General features: G+C 69.3%; 11 protein-coding genes. 3 read left to right on the top strand and 8 right to left on the bottom strand.

What is annotated here, in order from left to right:
- Nucleotides 1-23 precede the first annotated feature (23 nt).
- Nucleotides 24-440, top strand: a complete 417-nt coding sequence (locus tag EER34_RS16135) for an arsenate reductase ArsC (protein WP_127476599.1) — start codon at nucleotides 24-26, stop codon at nucleotides 438-440.
- Entirely contained in the window at nucleotides 437-1,081 is a 645-nt protein-coding gene (locus EER34_RS16130; RefSeq protein ID WP_127476597.1) for an arsenate reductase/protein-tyrosine-phosphatase family protein, read from the top strand. The genes EER34_RS16135 and EER34_RS16130 overlap by 4 nt, the downstream gene beginning before the upstream one ends.
- A 42-nt stretch (nucleotides 1,082-1,123) precedes the next feature.
- Here EER34_RS16130 and EER34_RS17580 read toward each other — a convergent pair whose 3' ends face one another.
- The 8 genes from EER34_RS17580 to EER34_RS16095 all read right to left on the bottom strand — a co-directional run bounded on the left by EER34_RS17580 (nucleotide 1,124) and on the right by EER34_RS16095 (nucleotide 9,975).
- Nucleotides 1,124-1,270, bottom strand: coding sequence for a hypothetical protein (locus EER34_RS17580; RefSeq protein ID WP_164743595.1), 147 nt, complete (start codon nucleotides 1,268-1,270; stop codon nucleotides 1,124-1,126).
- Nucleotides 1,271-1,412: 142 nt separating this feature from the next.
- On the bottom strand, nucleotides 1,413-1,856 hold the full coding sequence (locus EER34_RS16125) for a hypothetical protein (RefSeq protein ID WP_127476596.1): 444 nt from the start codon (nucleotides 1,854-1,856) through the stop codon (nucleotides 1,413-1,415).
- A gap of 6 nt (nucleotides 1,857-1,862) precedes the next feature.
- On the bottom strand, nucleotides 1,863-2,873 hold the full coding sequence (gene adhP, locus EER34_RS16120; protein ID WP_127476594.1) for an alcohol dehydrogenase AdhP: 1,011 nt from the start codon (nucleotides 2,871-2,873) through the stop codon (nucleotides 1,863-1,865).
- A 166-nt stretch (nucleotides 2,874-3,039) separates the two neighbouring features.
- Nucleotides 3,040-5,904, bottom strand: a complete 2,865-nt coding sequence (locus EER34_RS16115; protein WP_127476592.1) for a cation-translocating P-type ATPase — start codon at nucleotides 5,902-5,904, stop codon at nucleotides 3,040-3,042.
- 1 nt (nucleotide 5,905) lies between these two features.
- Nucleotides 5,906-7,855, bottom strand: a complete 1,950-nt coding sequence (locus EER34_RS16110; RefSeq protein ID WP_127476591.1) for a heavy metal translocating P-type ATPase — start codon at nucleotides 7,853-7,855, stop codon at nucleotides 5,906-5,908.
- Nucleotides 7,852-8,868 carry a CPBP family intramembrane glutamic endopeptidase gene (locus tag EER34_RS16105; protein ID WP_127476589.1) on the bottom strand — a complete coding sequence of 339 codons (1,017 nt, stop codon included), beginning with the start codon at nucleotides 8,866-8,868 and terminating at the stop codon, nucleotides 7,852-7,854. Before EER34_RS16105 ends, EER34_RS16110 begins: the two co-directional genes overlap by 4 nt.
- A gap of 72 nt (nucleotides 8,869-8,940) precedes the next feature.
- Nucleotides 8,941-9,435, bottom strand: a complete 495-nt coding sequence (locus tag EER34_RS16100) for a hypothetical protein (RefSeq protein WP_240642454.1) — start codon at nucleotides 9,433-9,435, stop codon at nucleotides 8,941-8,943.
- A gap of 15 nt (nucleotides 9,436-9,450) precedes the next feature.
- Complete coding sequence (locus EER34_RS16095; RefSeq protein ID WP_127476587.1) at nucleotides 9,451-9,975, bottom strand: flavodoxin family protein; 525 nt, start codon at nucleotides 9,973-9,975, stop codon at nucleotides 9,451-9,453.
- A gap of 289 nt (nucleotides 9,976-10,264) precedes the next feature.
- Between EER34_RS16095 and ppsA the strand changes: the two genes are divergently transcribed.
- Nucleotides 10,265-12,649, top strand: coding sequence for a phosphoenolpyruvate synthase (gene ppsA / locus EER34_RS16090; RefSeq protein WP_127476585.1), 2,385 nt, complete (start codon nucleotides 10,265-10,267; stop codon nucleotides 12,647-12,649).
- The last annotated feature ends 36 nt before the right edge of the window (nucleotides 12,650-12,685 follow it).

Raw genomic sequence — 12,685 nt, 5'->3', positions numbered from 1 at the left:
TCTGGAGAGAAAGCGAGGCCACCATGACCGAGAAGCCCACCGTCCTGTTCGTGTGCGTCCACAACGCCGGCCGCTCGCAGATGGCCGCCGGCTACCTCCGTGCGCTGGGTGGCGACGATGTCGAGGTCCTCTCCGCCGGTTCGGCGCCGAAGGACTCGATCAATCCGGTCGCGGTCGAGGCGATGGCCGAGGAAGGCATCGACATCAGCCGGAACACCCCGAAGGTGCTCACCGTCGACGCCGTCCGTGAATCGGATGTCGTCATCACGATGGGGTGCGGCGACGCCTGCCCGATCTTCCCGGGCAAGCGCTACGAGGACTGGGAGCTGGACGACCCGGCCGGCCAGGGCATCGAAGCCGTGCGCCCGATCCGCGACGAGATCCGCTCGCGAGTGGAGTCGCTGCTCGCCGACCTCCTGCCTGTCGGCGGGGCCGCATGAGCGCCGGACGCGGCCAGGCGCCGCTGCTCTCGCCCGATTCCGTTCTGCATCGGGCCGCGGAGCGCCTCGCCCACCAGTTCGCGGGCATGGTCAACGAAGAGACCGTCGAGCGTGTCGTCTTCGAGTCGTACGTCGGGCTTGCACGAACGGCGACGGTGCAGACTCATCTCGCCAGCCTCGCGGAGAAGTTCGCCCAGGACCGGCTCACCGCGCTCGCGCAGTCCAAGGGACTCATCGCGAAGCGGGTCCCGGAGGTGCTGTTCGTCTGCGTCCAGAACTCCGGCCGATCTCAGATGGCCGCCGCGCTCACCCGCCGGCTGGCCGGCGATCGCGTCCACGTCCGGTCCGCCGGCTCGCAGCCCGGGGAACGCATCCTCCCCGAAGTCGCCCTGGTGCTCGCCGAGATCGACCTGGACGTGACCGACGAGTTCCCCAAGCCCCTCACCGATGACGTGGTGCGCGCTGCCGATGCGGTCGTGACGATGGGATGCGGCGACGCCTGCCCGCTCTACCCGGGCAAGAGGTACCTCGACTGGCAGCTGGACGACCCCGCCGACCTCGATCTGGACGGCGTCCGACGCGTGAGGGACGACATCCGCGATCGCGTCGCACACCTTCTGGGCGAGCTGCTGCCGGGGTGACGGGTCGCGGCGACCGGTCGGCGTTTCGGCAGCGGATCGAGGTCATTCCCCCGGAACAGCTCCGTCAGGCCGCCCGTTCACGAGCGCGGCGACCATCGCCGTGAGGTCGAGCGGCTGCGTCGGCGGAAGGACGATGTCCGCCGGGGCGACGACGGGCGCGTCCGACGCCGGCGCGAGCGGGCGATTCACGACCTGCCCCGACCAGTGGGGCGGACATTCGCGGCAGTTCTCATGAACCGATCCTTCGGCTTCGGACCTCGCGTGAACGGGCCGAAGGTCCTACGGCGCCCCGCTGCGGCGTCCATTCGAGCTGCGGTGGCCGGCCCGTTCGTCAACGCCGCCGGCCAGGATCGGACACCACGCGCTCTGCCCGCGGTCGCACCACGCCGAGCAGGATGAGCAGGCACCCGAGCTCGAGGCATCCGAGCGTCTGCAGGACTGCGGGCAGCGGCCCGTTCGGAGCGAACGAAAGGTGCGCGAACGTCCACAGCAGCGCGCAGAAGCCGGCCCCGGCAGCGAGCAGCCCGGCATCGGGATGACGACGTGTCATCGCGAGCAGGGCGGCCAGCTGCGCGCCGCCGACGACGGCCAGCAGGATCGCAAGGATGGCGTAGTCGCCGATCTCGACAGCCGGGAGCACTTGCAGCGGTGCGAGCGCCGTCCTGGCGCCGGGCACCATCACGAGGAAGGCGACCGCCAGCGCCGCAACGGCACCGACGCCCAGGCACGCTTTCAACGTGACCTCGGCTGCGGACCAGGTGCGACGCCGCGACATGGGAGCTCAGTACTCGAACACCAGCCGTGCGAGAACCCGACCGGACAGCACCTCGTCCATCGCTTCGTTGACCTCGTCGAGGCTGCGGCTTTCGGCGATGATCCTCGTGCGTCCTGCCGCGTGCAGCGCGAACACCTCTGCGAGGTCCTGCCGCGTGCCGACGATCGATCCGATGATCGAGATCCCCTTGAGCACCGTCTCGAAGATGGAGACGCTCATCTTCTCGTCCTTCGGCAGTGCGACGCAGATGAGGCGGCCGCCGCGGCTCAAGGACGAGAACGCCTGTTCGAAGACGCGCGGGGAGGCCGCGAGGACCAGCGCCACGTCTGCGCCGCCGAGTTCCTGGATCGCGGCCACCGGGTCGACCTCGGCGGCGTTCACCAGGTGGTCCGCGCCCAGCTCGCGTGCCAGGTCGAGCTTCGGCTCCTCGATGTCGACGGCGATGACCGATCCGCCCATGAGCCGTGCGTACTGCACGGCGAGGTGACCGAGCCCGCCGATGCCGAACACCGCCACGCGCTCGGTCGGCACGATGCCGGCGACCTTGAGCGCCTTGTAGGTCGTCACTCCGGCGCAGGTCAGGGGCGCGGCATCCAGCGAGGTGACTCCATCGGGTACGACGACGACGTGCGTCGCACTGGCGACGGCGTACTCGGCGAACCCTCCGTCGACGGAGTAGCCGCTGTTCTGCTGCTGCTCGCACAGCGTCTCGCGACCGTCGATGCAGTAGCGGCATTCACCGCAGGCGTACCCGAGCCACGGAATCGCGACGCGCTCGCCGATCGATCGGCGGGTGACTCCGGGGCCCACCTTCTCGACGATGCCCACACCCTCGTGACCGGGAACGAACGGCAGACCGGGCTGGACGGGCCAGTCGCCGTGAGCGGCGTGGATGTCCGTGTGGCACAGTCCGCATGCCTCGAGGTGAACCAGGACCTGGCCGGGGCCGGGTTCGGGGATCGCGCGCTCGGTGATCTCGAGCGGCTCGGTGAACGATGAGACGACGGCTGCTTTCATGACCTGTCCTTGACCTGGCGCGCCTGGATGATGCGGAGCCGGGTCGCGCGGTGCCCCGGTACGAGTGCAATGGTTCCCGCGCCCGTCCTGCGGAGACGGGCCGAAGGTCCCTCGGGGTCGTTGTCCCGGTCGCTGCGTGCGCGGCGACGTGGACGGGGCTGACCCGTCACGAGCCGCCCGCGGTATTCCGCGGGCGGCTCGGAGCTCGGGAGGATCCGTCGGCGGGTGCGTGGACGCTCGCTTCGCTGTTCGGCGTGCGACGGCGCTGCCGAAGCAGCCGACCGCCCTCCCGAACGGCGACGAAGATCGCCGCGGCGGCCATCACGAACGCCCAGTCCATCGGGGCGAGGGGACCGGTCTTGAACGCCGCCTGCAGCCACGGCACGTAGACGATCGCCAGCATGATGGCGACACCTGCTGCGCAGGCGATCCAGTAGGTCGGGTTCGAGAGGGTGTAACGGGTGAACAGCCCGCCCTCGCTGCGACGTTGGGTGATGTTGAAGAGCTGGCAGACGAGCACGGTGACGTACGTCATGGTGGTCGCTCCTGCGACCGATGACGGGTCGACCGGTCCGGCGAACGGGCTGGATCCTTCGCGTTCGTAGAAGAGGAGGTAATTGCCGATCGCGAGGACGCCCATGATCGAGCCGACGTAGAGGAGGTCGCGGATGCTGCGGAGGTTGACGATGCGCGCCTTGGGGTCTCGCGGTGGACGCTTCATGACCGAGCCCTCTTCCGGGTCGCGCCCGAGCGCGGCGATGGGGAGGAGCTCGCCGAGCAGGTCGATGGCGAGGATCTGCATGACGTTGATCGCGAGGGGGAGTCCGGCGACCGTGGCGAGGATCAGACTCGCCATGTTGACGACGAGCTCGGCGGCGTTCGAGGTGAGGCAGCTGATCACCCCCTTGCTGATGTTGGCGTAGATCACACGCCCCTGCTCCACCGCCCGCACGAGCGTGGAGAAGCTGTCGTCGAGCAGGACGATCTCGGCCGCCTCCTTCGCGACGTCGGTGCCGGAGGCTCCCATGGCCACGCCGATGCTCGCGTGTCGGAGTGCGGGCGCGTCATTGATGCCGTCCCCGGTCACGGCGACGACGCGCCCCGACCGCTTGACGAGCTCGACGATCCGCGTCTTGTCGGTCGGATCGACGCGGCTGAAGACGGTGCCGCCGTCCAGCGCACGAGCGAGCACCTCGTCGTCGCTCATCGCGCGAAGCTGCTGTTCCGTCACCACCACCATGCCGTGGTCGTGATCGAGCCCTGCCTTGCGGGCGACCGCCTCGGCCGTTCGCGCGAAGTCGCCGGTGATGATGTTGACCTTGATGCGGGCATCGATCGCGCGCCGCATCGCCTCCGGCACCTGATCTCGAATCGGATCGACCATCGAGACGAAGCCGAGCAGGATGAGGTCGGATTCGACGAGCTGCGGATCGACGGCCTCGACGTCGGAATCGGTCGCCGGTCGCGTGGCGTAGGCGAGATTGCGGAGCCCGCGGTCGGAGCTGCGAATGTGGGCCGCGAGGAACTCCTGGCGATCGACCTCGGTGATGGGGCGGATGCTCCCGCCCTCGTCGATGCGGCTGGCTCGCGCGACGACCGATTCCGGGGCGCCTTTCACATAGGCCGTCACTGCGCCGTCCGGCGCCGTTCGGATGGTGGTCATGAGCTTGCGGGCCGAGTCGAAGGGGAACTCACGCAGTCTGCGATGTGCGGCGCGCTCGCGCTGCGGGTCGATTCCTGCCTTCGCGGCGACCGTGAGGAGTGCGCCCTCGGTGGGATCTCCGAGAACATGCCAGCTGCGGTGCTCGTCGTCGGGCGGAAGCAGCCGGGCATCGCTGGCGAGCACCCCGACGAGGAGGAACGCCACGAGGCGGTCACGATCGAAGGGGTCCGCAGCAGTGGGCCGGATGTCGCCGGTGGGCTCGTAGCCGGTGCCGTGGGCGACGAAGTCGCGGCCCGCGGCCACGATCTCGGTGACGGTCATCTCGTTCTTCGTGAGCGTCCCGGTCTTGTCGGTGCAGATCACCTCGGTCGAGCCCAGCGTCTCGACCGCGCTGAGCCGCTTCACCAGTGTCTTGCTCTCGGCGAGCGCGGCGGCGGCCTGTGCCAGCGCGGTGTTGACCTCCGCCGGCAGCCCCTGAGGGATGACGGCGCTCGCGAAGCCGACGGCGAACAGGACCGCCTCGTGGAGAGGCAGGTCGGCCCAGACCGCGACGACCAGGAGCGCCAGCGAGAGCGTCACCGCGGCGTACGTGATGATCCTGCCGATGTGGCCCATCTCACGTTGAAGGGGACTCGACGTCTGCGGCGCCGCCTCGGCGAGGCGCGCGATGCGCCCCAGCTCGGAGCGGGTTCCCGTGGCGACCACGACACCCACGGCCTCACCCGTCGCCACGGTCGTGCCGGCATGCGCGGTGTTGTGCTGCTCGGCGACCGCCACCTCGGTGGCGATGCGGTGCGAGTACTTCCTGGTCGGGTCGCTCTCACCGGTCAGCGCGAACTCGTTCGTGGAGAACGCGCTCGCCTCGATCAGCCTGATGTCGGCCGGCACGGCCGCCCCCTCGGCGAGCAGCACGACGTCTCCGACGACCAGCTCGGTCGAGTCGAGTTCTGTGAGGACCCCGTCGCGCTCCACCTGGCAGAGCGAGAGCGACAGATGCTGCAGGGCTTCCATCGTCTTTCCCGAGCGGTACTCCTGGAAGAAGCCGATGGAGGTGTTGATCAGGACCAGCAGAACCAGCACGACCGACGTCAGCGCGTCGCCGAGGTAGGCGGTGATCGCGGCGCAGGCGAGCAGCAGGATGATGATCCAGTCCTTGAACTGGCGGAGGAACCGCAGCGCCAGCGACTCCGAGTGCACCTCCACGATGACGTTGTCTCCGAAGGCGGCGCGATGCTCGGCGACCTCGTCGCTCGTGAGTCCTCCCCGACGGCTCCCGAAACGGTCGAGCACATCGTCCTCGTCCAGCAGGTACGCGTCCGTCGCCGCCGGGTCGGTCGGCAGCGACGTGTGGTCGCCTCGGGAGGTCACGTCAGCTCACGCGCGTGCGCGTCGCGCGCAGCGCCCACAGTATGGCGACGACGTCGATGGCCTCCTGGAGCCAGGCGCCGACGATGGCGGGCACGAGGCCGAAGGCGGCCAGCAGCATGAGCACGAGGCTCAGCCCGATGCCGATCCAGATGGCCTGCAGGGCGATGTCGACAGTACGTCGGCCGATCGTGACGGCGTCCGCGATCCGCCCCACGTCGTCGGGAAGCACCACGATGTCGGCGGCCTCGCTCGCGGCGGTCGCGCCACGGGCGCCCATGGCTATGCCGATGTCCGCCGCGGCGAGCACGGGTGCATCGTTGATGCCGTCGCCGACCATCGCGATCGGGCGGAGGGGTGCGTGGGTGATGAAGTCGACCTTGTCGATGGGCAGACAGTTCGCGCGGACGTCGTCGATGCCGACCTCGGCGGCGATGTGATCCGCCGTGGCACGGTCGTCGCCGGTGAGCATGGTCACGGCGTCGATGCCGCGTGCGCGCAGAGCGGCCACCGTCGCCGCCGCATTCGCGCGAACCTCGTCGCGGAAGACGAGGACACCCGCGAAGTCCGCGCCGATCGCCACGTACGTCGCCATCTCTCCACGGGCGAGCTCGGTGCGAGGGATGCTTCGTCCCGTGTGCCGGGCGATGAAGTCCCGCTTGCCGACGGCGACGACGCATCCCGAGACGTGCGCGATGACGCCGTTGCCGGTCGCCTCCTCCGCGTCGTCGGAGTCGGTGACGGCGATCCCACGCTCGTCCGCACCCCGCAGGATCGCCCGTGCCAGGGTGTGCGTCGAGTTCGATTCCACCGATGCGGCGAACTGGAGGAGCGTGGCCGGCGAGACGCCCCGCTCGGTGCGGATGTCGACGAGGGTCGGCTCGCCTCGTGTCAGGGTTCCGGTCTTGTCGAAGGCGAACGCGCGCACGCGATGCAGCTTCTCGAGGGTCGAGCTGCTGCGGATGATGACGCCGTCACGGGCGGCCCGGCTCATGCCCGCCATGAACGCCACCGGGGCCGCGATGATCAGCGGACAGGGCGTCGCCACGACCAGCACCTCCGCGAAGCGCGCGGGGTCTCCGGAGAGCCACCAGGCGAGCCCGGCGATCGCGTACGCGGTGAGGGCGAACGGCAGAGCGAAGCGGTCGGCCAGGCGCACGATGGGGGCCTTGCTGCTCGCAGCGCTCTCGACGAGGGCGACGATCTGCTGGTACTGACTGTCCTTCGCGGCTCGCGTGGCCTCCAGGATGACGGATGCCGAGCCGTTGACGCTCCCGCTGAGGACATCGTCCCCCGCGACCTTGTCCACGGGGAGGCTCTCACCTGTGAGCGAGGACTCGTCGAAGACCGCCGTGCGGTCGATGAGGATGCCGTCCACGGGCACCACCTCGTTCGCCCGGACCAGCACACGATCCGTGGGAACGATGTCGCCGACCGTCGCATCCTCGATGGTTCCGTCGGCGAGGACCCGGTGCGCGATCTGCGGATTTCGCGCCAGCAGATCGGTGAGGTCGCGCCGGGCGCGATGCGCCGCATAGCTCTCCAGCGCCTGCCCCGTGGTCAGCATCAGCACGATGACCAGCGCCGCCCACGTCTCTCCGACGAGCACGGCGGCGATGATCGCCGTCACCGCGATGATGTCCACGCCGAATGTGCCGGTGCGCAGCATCTGGAGCATGGCCCACGCGGAGCGCGCTGCCATCAGGACCACGTACGCCGTCACGACGAGCTCGCCCGTCGCGGGACCCGCGGTGAGGGCGAGCGCGCCGCCGAGCATCGCGACGCCCACGGTGGCCGTCACCCAGGGGAAGCGGCGGATCGGGCCGAGGACTCGTCGGAGGCCGTTGCGGAAGCCGGCCCCGGACGACGCGTCCGATGCGGGGTTCGTCGGAGGTGGCGCGTCGGCGGTGTCGGCGCGCGGCCCGGCGCTTCGGGATGAGGTCTTCTTGGTCATGATTCCTGCAGCCAGGTGCTTCGGCGATGCGAGACGGCGGGAGGTCGGGCGTACATCCGGTCGCCGACGACGACGCCGACGGCGATGAGCAGGAGGACGGCAGTCGTGCCGGCGTTGACGGGCATCCAGTACCCGGAGGCGTTGTTGACCGAGGTGTGCAGCAGGATCATGACGAGGAGTCCGCCGCGCGAACGGTTGTACAGCCAGGTGAAGAGCACGGCGAGCAGGCAGCTGCTCGCGATGCGCGTCGCGAAGCCGACCAGGCCGGCGCCCATGTCCGCGTCGTACATGCCGCGCAGGTGGAGGGGAAGGTGCCACAGTCCCCAGACCAGCCCGACGATGAGGCTGGCCAGCAGCGGGCTCAGGCGCACCTGCAGTGCGGGAAGAAGCCAGCCGCGCCAGCCGACCTCCTCGCCGAGTGGACCGCCGAAGAGGAGGGTGACGCCGAACACGGCGAGGATGCCGATCACCGACTCGGAGATCGACAGAGGCCAGGGACCGAACTCGCCCCCGAGAAGAACCACGAGACCGCCTCCCAGTGCGCTCGCCGCAGGGAACAGGAGGAGCGCGACCACGTAGGTCCACCACGGTGATCGCGGCACGAGGATGCTCGAGAGCAGATGGGACACGCGAGGCACCCGGCTCCCCGCTGCCCAGACGAGCGCCGCAGGGATGGCTGTGAGCACGGCCAGGAGCACGATGGCGGCAGGCGACGAGGCATCCGTCCACCGCGGAGCGAGGAGGAGGACGGTCACCGCGAAGACGAGGAGGCTCGCCACGGCGGCGCGGACTCGCGGCGGGCCGCCGACCACGGCGGATCTGTCGGATGCCACGAGAAGCGCTGCGGCGGCCGGACCGAATGTGGCGAGCTGGTCCAGCGTCACGGCGGCGCTGGGGTCGGCGGAGAACACGGGATGCAGGAACCAGAGCGTCCAGGAGATCGCGAACGCGAAGACCGCGAACAGGAGTATCCGCACCGGCAGTCGGCGCTGTGCGAAGCCCGGCCCGCGCATGGGTCTTCCGTCACCGGTGCGTGCGGGGGTCGTCCAGGGCGAAGACCAGGACGATCACAGGAGACGCGGTGCTCATGTCGCGCTCGTTCCCGGCGCGCGGGTGATCGCTCCGAGGAGGCCGAGTGCGAGCATCGTCAGGACGGCCTCCGCGAGGGCGACGGCGAAGTAGATCGCCTGGAGGAAGCTGAACGGGATGTACACCATCTGCACGAACACCCAGATCAGCAGCGCGATCGCTGCCACCGCCGCAGCGAGCAGGGTCAGATCGCTGCGCGTGATGCCGAGCAGGAATGCGACGGCGTGCGTACCACCGACGACGAGTCCGAGAACCAGGCCCGGTACGAGGTAGCTCGAGAAGGGGCTGCCTTCGAGGTAGGCGGTCGGCGGGCTGAGAACGGTGGCCAGTTCGGGGACGAGCGCACCGAGGACGAGCGCTGCGCCTCCCGCGAGGGCCGAGGCGGCGACGAGGACTTGGAGCACGAGGAGGCTGATGCCCGTGCCTCGTCGGGGCCGGAGGTCTTTCCGGCCCGGCCGCGGAGACGCGCCACGTGTGGGCTGATCGCTCATGGCGGGCCCTCCGTTCTACGCGATCGGGAGGGGGATGAGTCCGCTGGCCCATTCGCGGGCGCGGGTCTCCTCTCCCTCGAGGAGTCGGTTGTCGAGATCGACGAGGAAGTCGGTGTGGGTGTCGACCTCCGCGAGGCGCCGTCGGAGTCCTTTCGCGATGGCTTTGCATGCGTCGCCGGAGAAGATCCACGGGATGTCCGCGCGCGTCGAGAACACGGCGAAGTGGGGGTCGCCCACGAGCATCACTCCCTCCAGCCACTCGCGGACACCGGCGGCCTGAGCCATCGGCTCGAGCGCGAGGTTCTTTGTCGGGTCCGCCGCCCATGTGACGGCCTCGCTGCGCGACTTCGCGCGGGGAAGGCTGTGTGCGTGTGTCGGCGCTCCGACGATGACCAGCGAGTAGTCGCTGAGGTCGGCGGGCGCGTCATAGGCGAGCGTGAGGGTGACATCGACCCCCGCGTTCTTGAGCCCGTCGGCGATGGCTTCCGCGATTCTGCGGGTGTTCCCGAACATGGATTCGTACACGATGAGTGCGTTCATGGCGTTCTTCCTTCGTTGGGCCGGCGGACCTGAGTCTTCTCGACACCGAGGTCGCGGCATGGGTCGAACGTCCCGTCGGTGGCGGGCACGAGTCCTGTTCGCGGGCGCGTCGACGCCGCGTCATCCGAGCGGACTTCGCAGGTCGGTGGGACCTTCGGCCCTGCTCGCTCGAACGCCGGTGCCCAGCATTGGCTCACAGCGACCTCGCCGCAGTCATGCCTCGATCGGCAGCGCACTCGGACGCCTGACGGGGCTCGGTCGATGCCGCCGACGATGGGAGAACCGCACCATGTCCAATCTGCTCTGGTTCCGCGACATCACGATGTCCGACCTTCCGCAAGTGGGCGGGAAGAACGCATCTCTGGGTGAGATGGTCTCCCGTATCCACGGGGCAGGCGTGCGCGTCCCCGGTGGCTTCGCGACGACCGCCGATGCGTACCGGGCGTTTCTTGCTCACGACGACCTGGCCGCTCGGATCAGGGCCGAGCTCGTGGGCCTCGATACGACGGACGTGCGCGAGCTCGCGGTGGTCGCTGCCCGGATCCGCAGCTGGATCGAAGGGCAGCCGTTCCCCGCCGCGCTGCATGACGACATCCGCTCGGCATTCGCGTCGCTGGTCGCCGAGCAGGAGCATCCCGACCAGGTGACGTGGGCGGTGAGGTCCTCGGCCACCGCCGAAGACCTGCCCGACGCGTCCTTCGCCGGACAGCAGGAGACGTTCCTCAACATCGCCGGCATCGAGAACGTGCTCGAGGCCATTCGGGGCGTGTTCGCCTCGCTCTACACCGACCGTGCCGTCGTCTATCGGGCGCAGCGCGGCTTCGATGAGGACGACATCGCGATCTCGGCGGGCGTTCAGCTCATGGTGCGGTCCGACGTGGGGGCCTCGGGAGTGATGTTCACGATCGACACCGAGTCGGGGTTCGACGAGGTGGTCTTCATCACGAGTGCGTACGGTCTCGGCGAAACGGTCGTGCAGGGGTCGGTCAACCCCGATGAGTTCTACGTGTACAAGCCCGCGCTCCGCGCGAGCCGGCCATCGATCCTGAGGCGCGAGCTGGGCACCAAGGCCGTCGCCCTCCGCTACGCGACGGGCACGCGCATCGGCGACAGCACGGTCCTCGCCGACGTCGCCGACGACGATCGCACTCGGTTCAGCATCACCGATCAGCAGGTCGAGGAGCTGGCGCGCAGTGCCCTGGCGATCGAAGCCCACTACGGGCACCCGATGGACATCGAATGGGCGCTCGACGGAGTCGACGGCATCCTCTACATCGTCCAGGCACGCCCCGAGACCGTCGTCACCCGACAGGACCACAGCGTGCTCCGTCGGTTCGTGCTCGGCGCGCGCAGCGACGTGCTCGCCGCGGGTCGAGCCGTCGGCCAGAAGATCGGTCACGGTCCCGTGCGCGTGATGCACGACCTCACCCTGATGCATCAGTTCCAGCCCGGCGACGTGCTGGTGGCGGACCGCACGGATCCCGACTGGGAGCCGATCATGAAGAAGGCCTCGGCGATCGTCACCGACAGCGGCGGACGGACCTGCCACGCCGCCATCGTGGCGCGTGAACTGGGCATCCCCGCAGTGGTGGGCACCGGCACCGGCACGCAGACGCTCACCGACGGCACCGGCGTCACCGTCGCCTGCTCGGAGGGCGATGACGGGCTGGTGTACCAGGGCATCCTCGACTACGCGATCGATGAGACCCCGCTCGGGTCGATACCGGAGATCCCGGTCGACCTGATGCTCAACGTCGGGGTGCCCGACCAGGCGTTCACGCTGGCGCAGCTGCCCAACCGCGGAGTCGGCCTCGCGAGGCTGGAGTTCATCATCAACCGGGCGATCGGAATCCATCCCCGCGCGCTGGCCGAGTTCGCCACCTTGCCCGAGTCGCTGCGGGAGGAGGTCGCGTCGAGAACAGCCGCGTACCCGTCTCCTCGTGACTTCTTCGTCCAGCGCGTCGCGGAGGGCGTCTCGACGATCGCCGCCGCGTTCGCGCCGAAGCCGGTCATCGTTCGGATGAGCGACTTCAAGACGAACGAGTACGCCGGCCTTCTCGGCGGCGACCTCTTCGAGCCTGCCGAGGAGAACCCCATGCTCGGATGGCGCGGCGCGTCGCGGTACACCACCCCGAGCTTCCGAGGGTGCTTCGACATGGAATGCGAGGCCCTGCGCCACGTGCGGGATCGGATGGGGCTCACGAATCTGAAGATCATGATCCCCTTCGTCCGCACAGTCGAGGAGGCGGCGGCGACGATCGCCCTCCTCGCCGAGAACGACCTGCGGCGCGGAGAGAACGGCCTCGAGATCGTCATGATGTGCGAGATCCCGTCCAACGCGCTCCTCGCAGACGCCTTCCTGGACCACTTCGACGGTTTCTCCATCGGCTCCAACGACCTCACCCAGCTGACCCTCGGCGTGGATCGGGACTCCGCCCTCGTCGCAGCGTCGTTCGACGAGCGCAACCCCGCGGTGCTCGATCTTCTGGAGCGCGCGATCGAGGCCTGCAACCGCCGCGGCAAGTACATCGGGATCTGCGGACAGGGGCCGTCGGATCACCCCGACCTGGCTGAATGGCTGGTGGAGCGGGGCATCGACTCGATGTCGCTCAATGCCGACGCGATCGTCGAGACGTGGCTCCGACTGGGGCAGGCGGCGGCGGTGAAGGTCTGAAGCGGATGCCGCGGCGGATGCGTCTGCGCCGACAGC

The organism is Microbacterium sulfonylureivorans, from assembly GCF_003999995.1.
GTDB classification, from domain to species: Bacteria; Actinomycetota; Actinomycetes; order Actinomycetales; family Microbacteriaceae; genus Microbacterium; species Microbacterium sulfonylureivorans.
This window is presented reverse-complemented; position numbering and strand designations above follow the sequence as displayed.